Below are 18,904 nucleotides of genomic sequence, written 5' to 3' on the forward strand. Positions count from 1 at the left end.
CCGGCCCCGCGCCCGTCCCGGCGGGCGCGCGGCCGGGCCAGCCGAACAGGGTGAGCGGCCCGGCTAGCCGAACAGGGTGAGCGGGACGGCCTCGGCCAGCACCCGGTACCCGGCCGGGCTCAGGTGCAGGTGGTCGCCCTCGTCGTAGGCCCCCGCCAGCCGCCGGGGCGCGGCGGGGTCACGGACCGCCCGGTCGAAGTCGATCACCGCGTCGTACGTGCCCGACTCGCGGATCCACGCGTTGACCGCCTGCCTGGCCGCCTCCCGGTGCCCCTCGGGGTCGTCGTAGGGATCGTTCCCGCCGAACGGCGTCAGCGTGGCCCCGTACACGACCAGGTCACGGGCGCGGGCGCGGACGGCGATCTGCTCGTAGCCGGCGAGCAGCCGCTCCACCACCTCCCGCTGGCCCGCCGGGGTGGCCGGCGCGGTGCCGAGGTCGTTCACGCCCTCGAAGACGAGCAGCCAGCGAACGGCGCTCTGGGCCAGCACGTCGCGGTCCAGCCGGGCCAGCGCGCTCGGGCCGAGCCCGTCGTTCAGCACCCGGTTGCCGCCGGCGCCCTGGTTGGCGACGGCGATGCCCGGCGGGAGCCGGTCGAAGAGCCGGTCGGGCCAGCGGTCGTTGCCGTTGGTGGTGGAGCCCCGGCCGTCGGTGAGCGAGTCGCCCAGCAGGACGAGCGTCGCCGCGCCGGGCTCGGCCCACACCTCGGCGCCGCTGAGGAGGTACCAGTGGTCGACCGGGGTGGCGGCGGGCAGGTCGGCGGCGTGCACGTGGTCGCCGGTGGCCAGGTGGGAGGTGGTCCTGGAGCCGGGGTGCGAGGTGAGCGCGGAGGAGGTCAGGCCGTCGGCGAGGTGGACGGTCACCGTCAGCACCGTGCCGGGGGCCACGTCCAGCTCCAGGGGGTCCGACACGACGTGCGCCCCGGCCGGCACGACGGTGGCGGCACGGCCGGAGAACGTCACAGGCCGGGAGGTCTCCGGCCGGATGCCGCTCACCCCCGCCGCCCCGTCGCGCGGGAGCGCCACGGCCATCCGGGTGATCGGCAGCGGCACGTCCCCGAACGCGTTCGACAGGCGCAGCCGCAGCCGCCGGCCGCCCAGCGTCACGCGCAGCGTCTGCCGCAGCGTGGTGTCCGCCAGGACCAGCCCCTCCTTGGTGTACGGCGGGGGCGGCATGTTGTCCGGCTCGGTGAGCTGCGGCATCGCCGTCCACGTGGTGACCCAGCGGCCGATCGGAGTGCTGGACGGAGGGGACACGGGCATGAGGGCGGCTCCACGGATAGGCGAAACTTTCGGCACGATAGCGAACGTTTCGCACCTCCTTTTCGGCGGGTCGCGGTTTTTACCGGCGCTTGTCGATCAAGTCATAGGTCCGGCGCCCCTTCCCGCCTAGGGTCGCCACCATGGACTCTGCAGACGGCGACGGGCGGGAGCTGATACTGCGGACCGCCACCAGGCTGTTCGCCGCGCTCGGCTACGACAGCTCCTCCGTCGTGCAGGTCGCCGAGGCGGCCGGGGTGAGCCAGGAGAAGCTCGCCGCCCACTTCGCCACCAAGCGTGAGCTGTACCTGGCGGTCATGGAGCAGTCGCGCCACCTGCTGGCGGAGGCCATCACACCGCGCGTGGACGCGCTGATGGCGGCCCCGGTGGAGCGGCGGGCCCGCGCGCTGCACGACTTCATCGACGGCTATCTCGACTTCTGCGTGGACCATCCGGAGATGCCCGCGCTGTGGATGCACCGCTGGCTGTCCGACGCGAGCGACATCGTGGACCTGGAGGCCGAGAACGCCCAGCCGCTGACGCAGTACGTCGTGGAGGGCGTGGACACGCTGGCGGAGCCGGCCGGCATGGACCCGCTGCACACCACGTACACGATGATCTACTGCATCCACGGCTTCGTGCTCGGCGGGGTGCTGGGCGGCGGCGGCCACCGGTGCGGCGCCGAGGACCAGCGCCAGTTGCGGCGCTTCCGCGCGCACCTGCACCAGCTGCTCGGGCGCGCGCTGGGCCTGCCCGACGAGCGGGCCGAGGAGCCCGCACCCAGCCGGTAAATTGGCGGAACGTAACCAAATCACTACACTTCTGCGTGTAATCTGCCCGTATGGGAGGTTTCGGCTCGTCCCGTCTGGACGAGCTGCTGATCGACACCGTCACCGCCACCGGCGCGCACATCGGCGCCACCTACCTCCTGGACGACAGCGGCCAGGTCCTGCAGATGGCCGCCGAGGTCGGGCTGCCCGCGCCGATCGCCCGCGCGTGGGCCAGGGTCAGGACCAAGGACCCGGTGCCGATCGCCGTGGCGGTCCGCGAGCGGCGGCTCATCTGGATCAGCGGGCGCCAGCACCTGGCCCGCGAGTTCCCGGCGGCGGCGCTGGCCCTGCCGTACCCGTTCGCCGCCGCCCTGTCCCCCATCTGCGCCGACGGAGAGGTGCGCGGCGGGTTCATGCTGCTGTGGCCCGCCGGGCGTACGCCCGAGCTGACCCCGCGCCGCCGCGACCTGCTCGACAGGACCTGCGCCACGATCGGCGAGCTGCTGCGTGCGGCGGACCGGCGGGGGCGGCCGATCAGGGCGGACAACCAGCCGCGCCTGCTCGGCCCCCGGCCCGTGCGCGAGACGGACCCGCGGGCCGACCTGGTCGCGCTGGAGTGCCTGAACCGGCTGCCCGAGGGCTACTGCATGCTGGACGTGGAGGGCCGCGCGACGCTGGTCAGCGCGCCGGCCGCCGACCTGCTCGGGGTGGCGCCGGCCGAGCTGCTCGGCAAGCGCCTGTGGGAGGTGCTGCCGTGGCTGGCCAGCCCCGAGTACGAGGACCGCTACCGCGCCGCGGTCATCGGCCGGCAGATCACCCAGTTCGTCGGCCGCAACCCGGCCGGGCGGCGGCTGTCGTTCTGGTTGTATCCCGGCCTGTCCGGCATCACCCTGCGCATCACCCCCGGCGCCGTGTCGCGCGGCCTCGCGCCCGACCCCGTCACCGGCGGCGACCGGACGCTGCGGGTCATCGCCGTGCACGAGATCCTGAACCTGGCCACCGCGCTCGCCCGGGCGGTCACCGCGCAGGAGGTGCTCGACCTGGTCGCCGACCACGTCATGCCCGTCTACGACGTGCAGGCGCTGGCCATCCTCACCGAGGCGGGCGGGCGGCTGCGGGTGGCCGCCTCACGCGGCTACAGCCGGCAGGCCGTCGACGAGTTCGACGGCCGCCCCGTCATCCCGGCCGCGCCCGCCGACCGGCTGTCCGACGCGGCCGAGCCGGCCTTCTTCTCCACCTGGGACCAGCTGCGCGCCGCCTACCCCGACGCGATCCGCTCCGACGGCATGTCCGCCTGGGCGTTCCTGCCCCTGGTCACCTCAGGACAGCCGATCGGCACCTGCATCCTCGCCTACGACCGGCCGCACCGGTTCGGCACCGACGAGCGGGCCACGCTCACCGCGCTCACCGGGCTGATCGCCCAGGCCTTCGAGCGCGCCCGGCTCTACGACGTCAAGCACCAGCTCGCCCAGTGCCTGCAGTCCAGCCTGCTGCCGCACACGCTGCCACGGATCCCCGGCCTGGAGGTGGCCGCCCGTTACGTGCCCGCCACCCCCGGCATGGACATCGGCGGCGACTTCTACGACCTGATCCGCGTCGGCGACACCCTGGCCGCGGCCGTCATCGGCGACGTGCAGGGCCACGACGTGACCGCCGCCGCGCTCATGGGCCAGGTGCGCACCGCCGTCCGCGCGCACGCCGCGGCCGGCGGCAGCGCCGGCGACGTGCTGGCGCACACCAACCGGCTGCTCGTCGAGCTGGCGCCCGACCGCTTCACCAGTTGCCTGTACGTCAGCTTCGACCTGCGCCGGCACACCGCCTGCGTGGCCAGCGCGGGGCACCCGCCACCGGTGCTGGGCAGGCCGGGCGCCCCGGCCAGGATCGTGGCCACCTCGCCCGGCCTGCTGCTCGGCATCGACCCGGACGCCGAGTACGCCACCACGGACCTGCCCATGGAGCCCGGCTCGGTGCTGGCCCTCTACACCGACGGGCTCATCGAGGAGCCGGGCCGCGACCTGGGCGACGCCATCGCCGCCCTGGCCGCCCGCTTCGACCCCGCGCCCGGCCAGTCCCTTGACGACCTGGCGGAGGCGCTCGTCGAGCCGGCCGCGATCGAACGGCGCACGGACGACATCGCGGTCCTGCTCCTGCGCGACACGTCCGGCGGTCCCTGATCAGCGCCGGGCCGCCGGACGACAGCGACGCCATGCAGACAGTCCCGGCGAAACGCTGCGTGTTCGACCCGTCACTCACTAGATTCGGGTGGTGCTCTTCCTGCGACCCAGGTGGCGACGGCCCGTAGGCGAGCGCGGCCGGCGGGCGCGGGTCGTCATGGTGGCCGCGCTCGCCGCCATGCTGACGACCGTGGTCGCGGCCGTGCCGGTCATCGCGCTGTGGGCCTGGAACGGTGACCGGTCACCGCAAGCGCAGGGTGCGCGGAGCGTACGCACCGCGAAGGGCACGCCACCTGCCACCCGCGATCCGATCGGCGACCGGCGCACCGCCGACCCCTGCGCGCTGCTGCGCCCCGCCGCGCTCGGCCGGTTCGGCCGCACGGAGCTGGACCCCGACTACGGCAACTTCGACCGCTGCGACGTCCTCGTCACGCCCCCGTCCGACCCGGTCGTGGACGTGAAGGTGGACCTCGACCTCGACCCCCCGCCGGAGCAGGCGAAGCCGGCCAGGACCACGGGCGTCGTCGCGGTGGTCGAGGAGCCGGTCGAGAGCCACGCCTGCGACCGCACGCTGATCATCGACGGCGTCACCGACATGACGATCACGGTCACGGCCAAGCGCGACGACGACGGCCGGACCCCGCTGTGCCCCATCGCCGACGCCGCCACCGCTGAGGCCGTGCGCACGCTGAACCGGGGCCCGCTGGCCCGCCGCTCCCCCGGCCCGCACGCCGAGTCGCTGGCGCAGGAGGACGCGTGCACACTGCTGCCCGCCAGGGCGCTGGAGACCGTGCCCGGCATCGACGCCGCCGACCCCGATCGCGGCTACGGCGGCTGGGGTTGTGAGTGGGGCAGCACCACCAGCGACCTGTGGCTGGACCTGTGGTTCGACCGGGGTGAGCCACCGGACGCGGCGGGCGGGACGGCCACGCGGCTCAACGGCTTGCCCGCCTTCGTCCGGCCGGAGGCGGAGGGCGAGGAGACGTGCCTGGTGGAGGTGGTGCACCGCACCTACCCCGCCGGGCGCGGCCGGACCGCCGAGACCCTGCGGCTCCTGGTGGGCGGGTCCCGCCCGCCGGATCCGCTGTGCCGGATGGCCACCCGGCTCGCCGGCTTCGCCACGGCCGAGCTGACCCGCGCGTGAGGGCGCCCGAGGTCGGCTGCGGCGAGCATCGCCGTGGGGCCCGCACCGCCGTGGGGCCCGCAGGCCGCGCCAGAGGGCGCGCAGGATCGCCCAGTCGTGGTCCACGGCCAGGATGCGGTGAGCGCTCATGGGCGGGCTCCGGTCAGCGGGGGTCGCGGCGCAGCGGGTGGTCGGCCGGGACCTGGACCAGCACGATGCGGTGGCCGTCTGGGTCGGCGATCCACGCCTCGATCAACCCCCACGGCTCCTGGCGGGCCTCGCGCAGCACGGTGACGCCCGCCCTGCGCAACCGCTCCTCCTCGTACGCCACGTCGCGCACCTGCATCCACAACCGGATCCCCGGCGCGGCCCGCTCCTGCTCGGGGGCGGACCCGGACAGCTCCAGGAACCCCTGGCCCAGGAAGAAGACGACACCGGGGTGGTCGGGCGGGCCGAACTCGCGGTAGACGGCCAGCCCGAGGGTCTCCGCGTAGAAACGGCGGCTGCGCGTGGGGTCACGGGGACGCAACAGCACGCGGCTGCTCAGCACCTCCATGCCGGACCTGTTCCCCGCGCCGGGTGGCGGAAGCCCTCGGATCGGAAAAGCCCGGGATCCGAAAGATCGACCGACCGGATGGCGGTGCCCGGCCCCCCCGCCGCAGGGTGGCAGGAGGCCGGGCCGCCGTCACCCGACGACTTCCCGGTCGCGCGGCCCGCGGGCGGGAGCCGCCGTCACACGACGGCTCCCGAGCCGCGCGGCTCGCGGACGGGCCGGCGTGGCTCGGCCGGTTCGGGGGCCGGGCGGCGGTCGAAGCGGCCGAGCTGGATCGCCGCGGGCCCGGCCACGAACGCGGACGACAGGGTGCCGGTCACGATCCCGGCGACCAGCGCGATCGCGAAGTCCCGCAGCGAGTCGCCGCCGAAGGCCATGAGCGCGAGCAGGATGAACAGCGCGCCGAGGCCGGTGTTCACGGTGCGCGGCATGGTCTGCAGGATCGCGCCGTTCACGGCCGCCGCGAGCGGCTCGCCGCGCCGGGCCGCCCACAGCTCCCTGACCCGGTCGAACACCACCACCTTGTCGTTCACCGAGTAGCCGACGATGGTCAGCATCGCGGCCAGGAACACGCCGTCGATCGGCTTGCCGAGCCAGGCGAACATGCCCGCCACCACGACCACGTCCACCAGCAGCGCCAGCACCGTCGCGGCGCCGAACGTCCACCGGAACCGGATCGCGAGGTAGAGCAGTTGCAGGGCCACGGCCACGCCGAGCGCGACGAGCGCGTTGCGGCGCAGCTCCTCGCCCAGGCTGGGGCCGATGAACTCCTCGCTGCGCTTGGTCACCTCGCCCGCCTCGGCCTCCAGGGCCTGCTCGATCCTGGCGACCTCGTCGAGGCCGAGCCGCGCGGCGCGGACGGAGACGCCGTCGTCGCCCGCCTGCACCACCGCCGTGGGGAACCCGGCCCGCGCGACCGCCTCCCCCGCCGCCTCGGCGGAGACCGGCCTGGAGGTGGCGAACTCGACGAGCCGGCCGCCGGTGAACTCGACGCCGAAGTTCAGCCCGCGCGTCACGAGCCCGGCGGCGGCGACCACCGCCAGCCCGCCAGCGACGGCCAGCCACAGCTTCGGCCGCCGCATCAGCCGCGGGTTCCTACGGGTCAGCCAGGTCCTGACCGAGCCGGCGGAGCCGAGCCCCGACAGGCGCGGCCCGACCCGGCCCATGACGGCCTGGGTGAGCACGCGGGTGATGAGCATGGCCGAGACGAGCGAGGCCAGCACGCCGACGGCCAGCGTCACGCCGAAGCCCTTGACCGGCCCGGAGGCCAGCCAGAACAGCAGGCCCGCGGCGATCAGGGTGGTGACGTTGGAGTCGGCGATCGCGCTCCAGGCGTGCTTGAACCCCCGGTCGAGCGCCCTGCGCAGGCCCCGGCCCGGCGCCTGCTGGTACTCCTCCCTGGCCCGCTCGAAGACCAGCACGTTGGCGTCGATGGCCATGCCGATGGCCAGCACGAACCCGGCCAGCCCCGGCAGCGTGAAGGTCGCGCCCATCGCCACCAGCGCCGCGTACGAGATGACGCCGTAGCACAGCAGGGCGAGCACAGACAGCAGCCCGGCCAGCCGGTAGACGGCCACGATGAACACCGCGGTCAGGATCAGCCCGGCGATCGCGGCCTTGGCGCTGGCGTCGATGGCCGCCGCGCCGAGCGTCGGGCCGACCGTGCGCTGCTCGACCAGGTCGAGCGGGACCGGCAGCGCGCCGCCCTTGATCAGCACGGCCAGGTCGCGCGCCTCCTCGTGCGTGTAGGAGCCGGTGATCTGGGCGCTGCCGCCGGGGATCCCGGCCCCGCACGCGATCGAGGGGTCCACCGGCGGCGAGGAGATGACCTGCCCGTCGAGGGCGATGGCGATCCGGCGCCGGGGGTCGTCCTGCGGGTGGCAGGCCGCGTCCGCCGTGAGCTTGCGCCAGGGCGCCTCCTCGCGGAAGTCGAGGCTCACCCACCAGCCGGGGCCGCGCTGGGGGTCGCTCTGCTCGGCGGCGTCCCGCACGCCGTCGCCGGTGATGACGGCGGGGCCCAGCTTGAGCAGCCCGCCGTTCTCGTCGCGCACCGCCGACGTGTCGCCGGGCTCGGCGGCGCCGAGCACGGAATGGAAGGCGAGCTGCGCGGTACGGCCGATGACCTCGGCGGCCTGCCTCGGGTCGAGCACGCCGGGCAGCTCGACGATGATCCGCCGCTCGCCGGAGCGGACCAGGGTGGGATCGACGACGCCGAGCGCGTCCGCCCGCTGGCGCAGCACGTCCAGCGCGCGGTCGGTGGCGGCGGCGTCGGCCTGGACGGTGGGCGAGCTCTTGGACTCGAAGACGAGCTGGGTGCCGCCGCGCAGGTCCAGCCCCAGGCGGGGCGCGGTGGCGAGGGTGACGATTAAGGAGATGACGATGACGGCGCACGCCGTCACCGCACGCCAGAACGGCGCACGGAACATGGAAGCCTCCACAGGCTTGAGAAATCAGGAAAAGGGATCTTCAGTGCCCTGTGGAGGGAGGGGCCCGGGCCGCCGACGCCAGCGGGCGGCGTGCCACGGGGGCGTCGAGGGGCGGCTCGGGGACGACGGCGGCCCACGCGGGCCGCGCGCCTGGCGGCTCGGCCGCGAGCGCGGCGGCCGTGCCCGTCGCGCCGCCCTGGCCGGGCCAGGCCCGCATCTCCGGGGCGGGCAGCGGGAGCTGCCTGGCCCCGGAGTGGTGCTGCTCGGCCCGCCAGACGGCGGCGTGAACGGCGGTTACCTGCTGGGCGGCGGCCTGCGCGGGCGCGCTGACGGGCAGGAACCACGACAGCAGAAGCAGCAGGACGGCAGGCAACCCTGCTCGCGATGCGGCGGGGAGCCGGGAGGGCAGCGGTGCGGGCGGCCCGGCGGGCAGCCTTGCGCGCATGTCGCCCCCTCCCCTTCGAGCCTCCCACCCTACTAGCGGCCCGGCGGCGCAGGGGCCGGTCAGGTGACGAGGGCGGCGAGCCGGGCGATCGACGCGCGCTCGGCCTCATGGATGGCGGCCACCCGCTCGCTGAGCGCGGCGAACAGCGGCCCCGTGTCGCCGGAGGCCGCCAGGCGGGAGTTGGCCGCGGCACGCGCCGCCCACAGCTCCCCGGCCGCCCGCGCCGCCTCCGCCTCGCCTGCGCTGCCGTCCGCCATGACGCTCTCCTTGATCGCGGCGGTCAGCTCCCGGATCCGGCCCAGCTCCGGCACGTCCGCCGGCAGCGCCGCCTCGGCCAGGTCGTGCCACAGGCCGTGGATCTCCCTGAACCGCCCGGCCAGCTCCGCCAGCGCGGGCCGGTCCAGCAGGGCGGCGGCCTCGTCGAGCGCGTCGGCGAACAGGTCGCGCAGGTTCCCGCCGTCCATGCCCACCGGCTCGGCCCCCTCCCAGATCGACAGGAGGGCGTCCGCCAGCCCGCGCCCGTCGGCGAACACCTTCGGCCACGCCTTGGCGTTGCGCGGGTCCACCAGCAGCCGCGCCCACTTGCGCCAGGCCGGCAGCGAGAAGGAGTCGGAGGCGGCCGACAGGTGCGCGGCGCAGTCACGAAGCCCGTCGAGGGCGGCCGCGGCCAGCGTCGCCTCGCCCGGCTTGGCGTCGCCGAGCACGTGCAGCGCGTTGCGGTAGGAGCCCACCCTGGCCCGCGCGGCGTCGAACCGCTCGCGGGGCACGCTGATCGGCGCCCTGCCGCGGTCGTCCACCAGCACCGCGTCCCCGTCGCGCCGGTAGGCGACCACCGGATGGCCGCCGTGCCCGTCCAGCGCCTGCGGCAGGTGCCAGTAGCCCAGGTGGTAGCGGTCGGGCAGGACCACGCACGGCCGCCCCGCGTCCAGCTCGGCGGCCAGCCGGTCGCTGGCGCCGCGCGTGCCGGACGTGCGGTGCTCCGCGTACGGCACCCCGAGCCGGCCGAGCGTCTTGGCCATCCACCGGTCGTGGTACTGCCACTGGTTGCGGAACCCGAGCACCACGCACCGGGAGCCGTCGTGCTGGAACTCCCACAGGATGTACCCGGCGCCGATCCCGCCGCCCGCCAGGAACACCATCGGCTCGGAGACGTCCAGCCCCTGGTTGGCGAGCACCGCGGCGATGGCGGCGCTGGACGGGTGCCGCCCGCCGGTGAAGCGCCAGCCGCCGTCGGCGGGCTGCTCGGGGCCTCCCGCGACGGGGCCGACGACGTGGTGGCGGGCCGTGGTGTAGCTCTCGCCCGTCTTGGCCATGCGGGCCCTGATGCGGGTCTTGAGCTGCTTCTTGCTGGTCATGTACGGCTCTTCCCGCGGCCATCGCCACGACCCCGGCCCACGCCCGCGGCCCGTGGCGGCCGCGCGGGGATCGCCGGCCGGTCGACTACGGGCTCCCGAGGCGCGAGCTGTCCCCTTTGCCTCCGCGTGCGGCGGGCCGCGTGGGGACCCGCTCTGGAGGTTCGGCGGGAGAGTGCCGCCGGTGCTGCGGATGCTAGTACACCGGCGCCCCCCGGCGGAATCCCTACGCCTTGGGCCCGTAGGTCAGGACGATGATGCCCGACTTGAAGCGGGTGGTCTCCAGCAGCTCGAAGTGGGTGAGGTCGAGGCCGTCGAGCAGCCGGCCGCCGCCGCCCGCGACGACGGGGAACACCCACAGGTGCAGCTCGTCGATCAGCTTGTTCGCGATCAGCGTGCGGTCGAGCGTGCCGCTGCCGTACTTGAGGATGCTCTGGCCCGGCTGCCGCTTCAGCTCCGCGACGGCGGTGGCCACGTCACCCTCGATCAGGTTGCCGTTCCACGCGCCGGCCTCCTTGAGCGTGGTGGAGGCGACGTACTTGGGCAGGCCGTTGATGCGGTCGGTGTACTCGTCGCCGGAGCGGGAGCCCCACGCCTCGGCGAAGCCCTCGTACGTCTCGCGCCCCAGCAGCAGCGCGTCGGCGCCGAACAGCAGCTTGGCGGAGTAGGCGTTGTGCTCCTCGTCCCAGTACGGCGGGCCCCAGACGTGCGGGTCGCTGATGACGCCGTCCAGCGTGACGAAAGTCGATTCGACAAGCTTCCTCATCGGGTGCTCCTTCAGGTCGTTCCTCGTTGCCGATGAGTAAACCCTGGCAGCCGCCGCTTAACGAATCCTGCCGATATTCTTACGGCCGCCCGGCGAGGAACACGAACTCCTTGCCCGGCCGGTCGGGCGCGTCCCTGACCTCGCGCAGCACGTACCCGGCGGCGGCCAGGTCCGCCTCGACCTCCGCGCGCTCGCGGAAGCGCAGCGTGGAGTGCGAGGTGAGCCGCTGCCCGTCGGCGGCGAAGACGACCGTCGTACGGAAGGTCACCAGCGGCCCGCTGACGTCGAGCAGGTCGTGCCACTGCGTCACCCGGCCCACCCCGGGGATCTCGGCCACCTGGCGGGTCTCCTGCTCGGTCCAGCCGAGCCAGGCCCGCCTGGCGGGGTCGCGGGTCTCGAACACCAGGTGCCCGCCGGGGCGCAGCGCCGCGTGCACGGCGCCCAGCGTGGCCCGCCAGTCCTGCGGCTCGACGATGGCCTGGGCGGCGTTCCCCGTTATCGTGGCGAGGTCGGCGGCCTGCGGCGGCACGTCGGTGGCGACGCCGTGGATCCAGCGCACGCGCTCGGCGCCCGGCTTGGCCCTGGCCACGTCGAGCGAGGCCGCGGCCGGGTCCACGCCCGTCACCTCGAATCCGCGGGCGGCCAGCAGCACCGCGAACGTGCCCGTGCCGCAGCCCACGTCGAGCACGCGGCGCGCGCCCAGCTCCACGGCGATGGCGGCGTAGGCGTCCAGGTCGCTCCTGTCGGGGTCCAGCGGGTCGTAGACGGCGGCCAGCCGTGGATGGTCGAAGATCGCGTCAGGCATGCGGCCACGATAGGCACGCGGGGACGAGCGGCGCGAGCGGGAAACGGGCCGGTCACCTTCCGCGGGCCCCGTCCGTCAGAGAGGTGGAGGACCTGATGAAGGATGTGACCGTGGATACTGCTGACGACTTCCTGGCCGGCCGGTTCGAGGAGCACCGCGCTCATCTGAAGGCGGTGGCCTACCGGATGCTCGGCTCCCTGGCAGAGGCCGACGACGCCGTGCAGGAGGCCTGGCTGCGGCTCTCCCGCGCCGGCGGCGACGAGATCGGCAACCTGGGCGGCTGGCTGACCACGGTCGTCGGGCGGGTGTGTCTGGACATGCTGCGCTCCAGGACCGCGCGCCGGGAGGATCCGCTGGAGCAGCGGCTGCCCGACCCGGTCGTCACGCCGGAGGGCGGCGGCGACCCGGAGCAGGAGGCGATGATCGCCGACTCGGTGGGGCTGGCGCTGCTGGTCGTGCTGGAGTCGCTGAGCCCGGCGGAGCGGCTGGCGTTCGTGCTGCACGACATGTTCGCGGTGCCGTTCGAACAGATCGCGGTGATCGTGGACCGCACGCCGGTGGCCGCCAAGAAGCTGGCCAGCCGGGCGCGGCAGCGGGTGCGCGGCACGGTGCCGCCCGCCGAGCCCGACCCGGGGCGCCGGCGCAAGGTGGTCGAGGCGTTCCTGGCGGCGGCCCGTGGCGGGGACTTCGAGGCGCTGCTCGCCATCCTCGACCCCGACGTGGTGATGCGGGTGGACACGGGCGGCGGCCTGTGGACGATCAGCGGCGCGAGCGCGGTGGCCGGCCAGGCGTCCGGTTTCCAGCGCTTCACCACCAGCCACGTCGTGGAGGCGGTGCTGGTCAACGGGGTCATCGGGCTCGTCGGCATGGAGAACGGCCGTCCTCGGTCGGTCATGAGCTTCACGATCACCGACGGCCGGATCGCCGCGCTCGACCTGCTCAGCGACCCGCCCCGGGTCGCCGCGCTGCGGCTCACCACGCCGGGAGAGCCCCTGTGAGCGTGCCCCCTATCTCCGGTCGGCGTGCCTGGACACCCAGACCGCGAGCTGGGTGCGGTCGCGCAGGCCGAGCTTGCGCAGGCAGCTGGAGATGTGGTTCTTGGCCGTGCCCTCGGTGATGTGCAGGCGGCGCGCGATCTCCCTGTTGGCCGCGCCGGCGCCGATGAGCAGCGCGATCTCGTACTCGCGCTCGGACAGCCCGCCGGGCGGTTCCTGGGACGCCCGCGCCACCGGCGGCGCGGGCGCGGCGCGCAGCAGGCTGACGAGCCGTTCGCCGGCGGCGCCGCCGAGCACCATCTCCCCGCGGGCGGCCCGCCGGATCGCCGCCACCAGCTCGTCCGGCGGGATGTCCTTGAGCAGGTAGCCCTTGGCCCCGGCGCGCAGCCCGCCGAAGATGTAGTCGTCGTCGTCGAACGTGGTGAGGATGACCGGCGCGACCCCGGGGAACCGCTCGCGCATGCGGCCCACCAGCTCCACGCCGTCCATGCCGGGCATGCGGGCGTCCACGAGGGCCACCTGCGGCCTCGCGCGGTCCGGGGTGCCGGCCAGCCAGCTCAGGGCCTCCTCGCCGCCGGCGGCGGAGGCGGCGATCTCGATGCCGGGCTCGATCTCCAGCAGCTTGCGCAGGCCCTCCCGCATGAGGATCTGGTCGTCCACGAGCAGCACGCGGATCACCTCCGCGTCCTCGCCGACCGGTTGCGCGCCCGTCATACCGGCACCGTCGCGCGCAGCGTGAAGCCCCTGCCTCGGCCGCCGGTCACGTCCAGCTCGCCGCCGACGCCGCGCAGGCGCTCGCGCAGGCCGTGCAGGCCGAAGCCGTTGTGGGTCGCGTCGGGCTCGGCGCCGGAGCCGTCGTCGGAGACCGTCACCTCCACGCGTTCGTCCGTGCAGTCGAGCGCGACCTCGACGTGCCGGGCGCCCGAGTGGCGCAGGGCGTTGGTGAGCCCCTCCTGGACGACCCGGTAGCAGACCAGCTCGCGGCCCTCGTCCACGTCGGGCCAGGCGCCGGTGAGCCTGAAGGCGACGCCGGTGTCGGCCGAGCCGAACGACTCGGCCAGGGCCCGCAGCGCGTCGGGGCCCGTGCGGCCGTCCATGCGCAGCGGTTTGAGCGCGCGTACCCAGCGGCGGGTGTCGGTCAGCGCCTCCAGGGTCAGCTCCTGGGCCTGGCGGACCTCGTCCCAGGCGGCCTCGGGGCGGGCGGTGCGGTACCGCTGGGCGTTCTGCAGGCCCACGTTGATGACGGTCAGGTAGTGGCCGACGGAGTCGTGCATGTCGCGGGCGATGCGGGCGCGTTCCTCGGCGACGGCCAGCTCGCGGGAGCGGGCCGCGTACTTGGCCAGCTCGGCGTGGGCCTGTTCGAGGTCGGCGAGCAGGCGGCTGGTCTCCTCCGCGCGCGAGCTGTAGGCGAACAGGGCGAGCACGAGGACGAGCAGCACCAGGCACAGCACGGCGGTGAGCGTGCCGTTGATGAGCGCGCCGAGCACGTCCTGGCCGGGGTTGAGCAGCCCGACCGCGAAGCCCGCCAGGCCGGTGACGACGCAGTAGGCCACCGCGCCGCGCCCGCCGAGCACGACCAGCGCGTTCCCCACCGCGATGCCCACCATGAGCAGGCCCGCGAGCCCGCCTCCGCCGGCCACGACGAGGGCCGCGGCCAGGAAGGCCACGGTGAGCGCCTTGCGCGACGGGGGCGCGCCGCGCTGCCAGGGGAGCAGCGGCCACAGCACGACCACCGGCAGCAGGGCGGCGCCTCCCGCGTAGAAGAGCCCCTCCAGCAGCGGCCAGCGCACCACCACGGCGTCGAGCGTGCGCAGGGCCGCGACGAAGTTCACGGCGAGCAGCCCGGCGGAGCCCCAGAAGAAGACGCTGAACACCAGGGGCGGGCGGCCGTCGGCGAACCGCACCCAGTCGTCCAAGTTCCGGATCGATCGTGGCTGCCGCATATGTCGGAGCATAACCACCGCCGTCGGCGCGGGGCAGAGTGCCGATAGTCATGTGTCTCCGGTCATGGTGGGACATGACCGGCACGTGCCGCACGCTGGATGTGCGCCCCGATCGCCCGATCCTACGATCGCAGCACCTCACAACTGAAAGGGGATCGGCATGCGGGTGACGGAGCGGAGAGCGAGCGGCGTGCCCTGGGCGGGCGTCGTGGTGACCGTGCTCAGCGTGCTCGCGATGGCCGCGATCTCCAGAGCCGTGTACGACTCGCTGCCGGAGCTGGTGACCACCCGGCAGCCCCGGCCGGGACGGGCGGGAGTCCAGGTGCCGAGGATCGTCCTGGCGTCGGCGATCCCGGCGACGACGGTCCTCCTCGGCACGTTGATGATCGGCGTCACCATGGTCGCGGAACGCGTGCGCCGCCTGGTGCCGCCCGCGCTCGCCGGGTCGCGCGGGTCGGCGGGCCTGGTCCTGGTGCTGCTGCCGCCGTTCTTCGTGGTCCTGCACGGCGGCCTGCTGTTCAGGACGGCGGGCCACGACTTCCCGCTGGAGGTGAGCGTCACCGTGGCGCTGGGCCTGCTGATCGCGGGGCTCGGCAGGGCGCGCCCGCTGGTGGATCCGCTGCGGTTCGTGCCCGGTGTGGAGCGGGCGCGGCGGTTCGGCGGGCACGCCCTGGCGGCGGTGGGCGGGTGCTGCGTCGTGGGGGCCTTCTTCCTGCCGCCCATGTTCGTGTCGGTGGCGGCCACGTTCGCGGCCGGGGCCGTCTTCCTGCTCGTCGTGCTGGTGCCGCTGGTCAGGCTGCGTTCCTGACGGGCGGGGCGGGCTTCGGGCCTTCGCCGTCCCGGGCTCCCGCGTGACAATGGGAGTTCCCGGCTCTGACGAGGCGCAGGGCCGTGCCGCGCCGGTTCGGGCCGCTGGTGAGCCCGTACGGGATCGACTGGGTGACGTTGCCGGACGGGATGCTGGACCTCCAGGACCGCGGCCGTGCTGCGCGCGGGGGTGCCGCAGGCCGTGCGGCCGTTCATCGGCGACCAGCCGTTCTGGGCGGAGCGCCTGCACCGGGCCGGGGTCGCGCCGCCGTCGCCCGCCTGGAGGGCTCCGCCGTCTCCGGACGAACGCTATAAATGGGCCCTCTCGCCACGCAAACCGCCGTTTACTCTGACGACATCACTCGTTCATCGAACGTTCATGCCCTTGTCCCGAGGGGAGCACCATGACCGAGCTCGACCGCCGTTCCTTCCTCGGCCGCGGCCTGGCCACCACCGGCGGGGTGCTGGCCAGCGGCATCGCCATCGACACCCTGACCGCCCACGCCGCGTGGGCGGGCGCGGGCCGTCCCGCCACCGGCCCCGGCGAGACGGGCTACGGCCCCCTGCGCCGCACGCCCGCCAGGAACACCGGCGAGGAGTTCCTCGCGCTGCCCGCGGGCTTCTCCTACGTCGTGCTGAGCAAGAGCGGCGACCCCATGACGGACGGCGTCGCCACCCCCATCGCCCACGACGGCATGGCCGCCTTCCCCGGCACCCGCCGCCACACCGTCCGCCTGATCCGCAACCACGAAGTGCGCACCACCCCCGGCTCCCCGATCGGCCGCGTGCACGTCGAGGGCTCCGAGCGCTACGACGAGCTGGGCGTGGGCGGCACCACCACGCTGGAGGTGGACCTGCGCAGCGGCGAGGTGGTACGCGACTTCGTCAGCCTCAACGGCACGATCATCAACTGCGCGGGCGGCCGCATGCTGCACGACCGCGGCTGGCTGACCTGCGAGGAGACGACCGCGGGCCCGGCGCAGGGCTGGCAGCGCAAGCACGGCTACATCTTCGAGGTGCCGCTCGACGGCCCCCGGCCCGGCACGCCCGCGCCGTCGCAGCCGCTCACGGCGATGGGCCGCTTCTCGCACGAGGCCGTCGCGGTGGACCCGCGCACCGGCTACGTCTACGAGACCGAGGACGAGTCGGGCAGAGCCGACGGCTTCTACCGCTTCCGCCCCAGGAACCCGCGCGACCTGGCCGCCGGCGGCGTGCTGGAGATGCTCAAGATCAGGGGCGTGGACGGCTACGACTGCCGCGAGGGCCAGACCATGGGCGCCCGGCTGCCCGTGGAGTGGGTGCGCATCGACGACCCCGACCCGGACCTGGAGAACGGCGCCACCCCCTGCACCCTGCAGGGCCTGGCCAAGGGCGGCGCCAAGTTCAACCGCCTGGAAGGCTGCTGGTACGGCGACGGCAGCGTCTTCTTCAACTCCACCAGCGGCGGCGACGCCAAGAACGGCGACCCGCCGAACGCGGACGGCTACCGGGAGGGTTACGGCCAGGTCTGGCAGTACGTCCCCGGCCGCCGCGACGGCGGCACCCTGGTGCTGGTCTACGAGTCGCCCGGCCGCAAGGAGCTCGACTCGCCCGACAACCTGACCTTCACCCCCAGGGGCGGCATCGTGCTCTGTGAGGACGACGCCGGCTCGGCCGACGCCGACCCGCACCCGCTGGCGCCGGGCCTGGTCAACGTGAACCGGCTGATCGGGCTGGACCCGCGCAGGGGGCAGCCGTTCGAGTTCGCGGTCAACGTGGCCGACGACTGCGAGTTCGCGGGGGCGTGCTTCAGCCCGGACGGCTCGGTGCTCTTCGTCAACAACTTCGGCGACGCGGTCTCGCTGGACCCGCCGGGCCGCACGTACGCGATCCGCGGCCCCTGGCACCGCGGGCCCCTCTGACAGGTCGCTGGACGAGCCTCTGCGGCCCGGCGAGGATGGGCGCATGTCCATGGGCGGACGGCCGCCGCCTCTGGAAACGGCGCTTGAGTGGGCGCTGCATTCATCGATGACCGTTCTTCGAGCTTCGGGGCGCCTAACATCACACCGGGCGAGCATTCTGTGGCGGTCAGTGTCACAACTGCCCGCTTGCGCGGAGGTACGGGCCCGGGCGGACACTCGGAGAGCACACACTTCCACCCGGCCAGGGGGTGATCCCTCGTGCGCGACGGGTTCGAGTCCCGTGAGTCATGGCCCTTCGAGTGCCTGCGATGCCTTCACGTCTGGGAGGAGGACTACGTCGTCCGTCACCTGACCGACGACCACGGCAACGAGGTGGACATCTGGCTCACCTCCGGCGTACCCGTGCAGCCTCCCTGGTCGGGGACGAGCTGCCCGGCCTGCGGCGCCTTCCATCTCACCGCGTTCCCCACCGGTTACCTGGCGCGCCATCCCGAGCTGACGGCGGCGCCCGACCCGGTGCCGCTGGCCGAGGTGCCGATCGTGCCCGTCGGCGAGATCGAGGTGGTGGCCGCCCGGCCGCCGCTGCCGCGCCGCCTGCTCATCGCGGTCGGCCTGCCGGTGGTCGCCTTCGTGGGATACGAGCTGTACCAGTACGTGCTGGCGCCGGCCGTGGCGCACCACTGAGCCCCGGTCAGGGCCGCAGCGCCAGGGCGTCGACGTCCACCAGGAGGTCGGCGCGCGGGCGGGTGGCGCGGATCGCGGCGGCGTTGGGCTCGTCCACCTCCGCGACCCACCGGGCCGCGTGCTCGGGGCTCTTGCCGAACTCCACGTGCCGCCTGGTCAGGCGCTCCAGGCGGACGCGGTCGTCGAGGTCGGCGTACCAGACCTCGGTCATGGCCGCCCGCACCCGCCGCCACGGCTCCTCGGGGCACAGCAGGTAGTTGCCCTCGCTGACGACGACCCTGGCCTGCGGGGGCACCGCGATGGCGCCCGCGATCGGCTGCTCGAGGTCGCGGTCGAAGGAGGGCGCGTACACGACGGTGCCGGTCTCGGCGCGCAGGCGGCGCAGCAGGGCGAGGTAGCCGTGCCCGTCGAAGGTGTCGACGGCGCCCTTGCGGCCCAGCCGCCCGAGGCGTTCGAGGGCGACGTCGGCCAGGTGGAAGCCGTCCATCGGCACCCACACGGCGGGCAGCCCGTCGGCGGTGAGCGCGGTGGCCAGCCAGCCCGCGAGCGTGGACTTGCCCGCGCCGGGGCAGCCGGCGACGCCGATCAGCACCCGCCCGCCGCCGGTGGCCAGCTTGCGCACCCGCTCGACCAGCCCCGCCCCGCCGCTCACGCGATCTCCCGTTGACGCACGCGAACACCCTAGCGGCGCGGGTCACCAGGTGACGGGCCGCTCGTAGACCCCGCGCACCTGGCCGTCGTGCTCGCACGGGACCCGCAGGAGCACGATGCCGTCGTCGTCGCGCCGGTCGAACACCTCGGGCGCGAGCAGCACGCAGTCGCCCGCGCCGCAACACTCGCTGTCGCCGGACCGGCCGACACGCCCGTCGAGAGGGTGGATTGAATGGTCATGCATTCGTGTGT

The 18,904-nt window shown here is 74.4% G+C and carries 18 protein-coding genes; 7 read left to right on the forward strand and 11 right to left on the reverse strand.

Translation table 11 applies throughout. From position 1 onward, the window contains the following. Positions 1-63: 63 nt before the first annotated feature. Complete coding sequence (locus LCN96_RS38440) at positions 64-1,260, reverse strand: SGNH/GDSL hydrolase family protein (RefSeq protein WP_225267340.1); 1,197 nt, start codon at positions 1,258-1,260, stop codon at positions 64-66. Positions 1,261-1,400: 140 nt separating this feature from the next. Between LCN96_RS38440 and LCN96_RS38445 the strand changes: the two genes are divergently transcribed. From LCN96_RS38445 to LCN96_RS38455, 3 genes are all read left to right on the forward strand, one after another. Beyond that, entirely contained in the window at positions 1,401-2,048 is a 648-nt protein-coding gene (locus LCN96_RS38445; protein ID WP_225267341.1) for a TetR/AcrR family transcriptional regulator, read from the forward strand. A gap of 50 nt (positions 2,049-2,098) precedes the next feature. Continuing rightward, positions 2,099-4,201 carry a SpoIIE family protein phosphatase gene (locus tag LCN96_RS38450; protein ID WP_225267342.1) on the forward strand — a complete coding sequence of 701 codons (2,103 nt, stop codon included), beginning with the start codon at positions 2,099-2,101 and terminating at the stop codon, positions 4,199-4,201. Positions 4,202-4,292: 91 nt separating this feature from the next. Continuing rightward, a complete protein-coding gene (locus LCN96_RS38455; RefSeq protein WP_225267343.1) occupies positions 4,293-5,345 on the forward strand; it encodes a DUF3558 domain-containing protein in 1,053 nt (350 codons plus the stop codon). A gap of 142 nt (positions 5,346-5,487) precedes the next feature. On the opposite strand, the gene LCN96_RS38460 is transcribed toward LCN96_RS38455, so the two are convergent. From LCN96_RS38460 to LCN96_RS38485, 6 genes are all read right to left on the reverse strand, one after another. Next, entirely contained in the window at positions 5,488-5,880 is a 393-nt protein-coding gene (locus tag LCN96_RS38460; protein ID WP_225267344.1) for a VOC family protein, read from the reverse strand. A gap of 176 nt (positions 5,881-6,056) precedes the next feature. Next, the gene (secD, locus tag LCN96_RS38465) at positions 6,057-8,303 is read right to left on the reverse strand and encodes a protein translocase subunit SecD (RefSeq protein ID WP_225267345.1); all 2,247 of its coding nucleotides are present in this window, start codon (positions 8,301-8,303) and stop codon (positions 6,057-6,059) included. Between the two features lie 40 nt (positions 8,304-8,343). Further along, positions 8,344-8,748 carry a hypothetical protein gene (locus LCN96_RS38470; protein ID WP_225267346.1) on the reverse strand — a complete coding sequence of 135 codons (405 nt, stop codon included), beginning with the start codon at positions 8,746-8,748 and terminating at the stop codon, positions 8,344-8,346. Positions 8,749-8,807: 59 nt separating this feature from the next. After that, positions 8,808-10,103 (reverse strand): BtrH N-terminal domain-containing protein, encoded by a 1,296-nt coding sequence (locus tag LCN96_RS38475; RefSeq protein ID WP_225267347.1) that lies wholly within the window; start codon positions 10,101-10,103, stop codon positions 8,808-8,810. Positions 10,104-10,326: 223 nt separating this feature from the next. Beyond that, positions 10,327-10,866, reverse strand: coding sequence for a dihydrofolate reductase family protein (locus tag LCN96_RS38480; RefSeq protein WP_225267348.1), 540 nt, complete (start codon positions 10,864-10,866; stop codon positions 10,327-10,329). 79 nt (positions 10,867-10,945) lie between these two features. Beyond that, positions 10,946-11,671: a class I SAM-dependent methyltransferase gene (locus tag LCN96_RS38485; RefSeq protein ID WP_225267349.1), complete on the reverse strand. Its 726-nt coding sequence runs from the start codon at positions 11,669-11,671 to the stop codon at positions 10,946-10,948. A gap of 110 nt (positions 11,672-11,781) precedes the next feature. Here LCN96_RS38485 and LCN96_RS38490 point away from each other — a divergent pair, with 110 nt between their 5' ends. Continuing rightward, positions 11,782-12,669: a sigma-70 family RNA polymerase sigma factor gene (locus LCN96_RS38490; protein WP_225267350.1), complete on the forward strand. Its 888-nt coding sequence runs from the start codon at positions 11,782-11,784 to the stop codon at positions 12,667-12,669. Positions 12,670-12,678: 9 nt separating this feature from the next. Here the strand turns inward: LCN96_RS38490 and LCN96_RS38495 are convergent, their stop codons facing one another. Beyond that, entirely contained in the window at positions 12,679-13,380 is a 702-nt protein-coding gene (locus LCN96_RS38495) for a response regulator (protein ID WP_225267351.1), read from the reverse strand. Then, positions 13,377-14,609, reverse strand: coding sequence for a sensor histidine kinase (locus tag LCN96_RS38500; protein WP_225267352.1), 1,233 nt, complete (start codon positions 14,607-14,609; stop codon positions 13,377-13,379). Before LCN96_RS38500 ends, LCN96_RS38495 begins: the two co-directional genes overlap by 4 nt. Positions 14,610-14,769: 160 nt before the next feature. On the opposite strand from LCN96_RS38500, the gene LCN96_RS38505 reads away from it, so the two are divergent. The 3 genes from LCN96_RS38505 to LCN96_RS38515 all read left to right on the forward strand — a co-directional run bounded on the left by LCN96_RS38505 (position 14,770) and on the right by LCN96_RS38515 (position 18,001). Continuing rightward, positions 14,770-15,417 (forward strand): hypothetical protein, encoded by a 648-nt coding sequence (locus LCN96_RS38505; RefSeq protein ID WP_225267353.1) that lies wholly within the window; start codon positions 14,770-14,772, stop codon positions 15,415-15,417. Between the two features lie 403 nt (positions 15,418-15,820). Further along, on the forward strand, positions 15,821-17,317 hold the full coding sequence (locus tag LCN96_RS38510) for a PhoX family protein (RefSeq protein ID WP_225267354.1): 1,497 nt from the start codon (positions 15,821-15,823) through the stop codon (positions 17,315-17,317). A 258-nt stretch (positions 17,318-17,575) separates the two neighbouring features. Next, positions 17,576-18,001 carry a hypothetical protein gene (locus LCN96_RS38515; RefSeq protein ID WP_225267355.1) on the forward strand — a complete coding sequence of 142 codons (426 nt, stop codon included), beginning with the start codon at positions 17,576-17,578 and terminating at the stop codon, positions 17,999-18,001. Between the two features lie 7 nt (positions 18,002-18,008). Here the strand turns inward: LCN96_RS38515 and LCN96_RS38520 are convergent, their stop codons facing one another. Together LCN96_RS38520 and LCN96_RS38525 are read right to left on the reverse strand one after the other, a co-directional pair. After that, positions 18,009-18,653 carry a nucleoside/nucleotide kinase family protein gene (locus LCN96_RS38520; RefSeq protein ID WP_225267356.1) on the reverse strand — a complete coding sequence of 215 codons (645 nt, stop codon included), beginning with the start codon at positions 18,651-18,653 and terminating at the stop codon, positions 18,009-18,011. Positions 18,654-18,695: 42 nt separating this feature from the next. Then, on the reverse strand, positions 18,696-18,896 hold the full coding sequence (locus tag LCN96_RS38525; protein ID WP_225267357.1) for a ferredoxin: 201 nt from the start codon (positions 18,894-18,896) through the stop codon (positions 18,696-18,698). Positions 18,897-18,904 lie beyond the last annotated feature (8 nt).

Origin of the sequence: Nonomuraea gerenzanensis, assembly GCF_020215645.1 — a bacterium.
Lineage (GTDB): Bacteria > Actinomycetota > Actinomycetes > Streptosporangiales > Streptosporangiaceae > Nonomuraea > Nonomuraea gerenzanensis.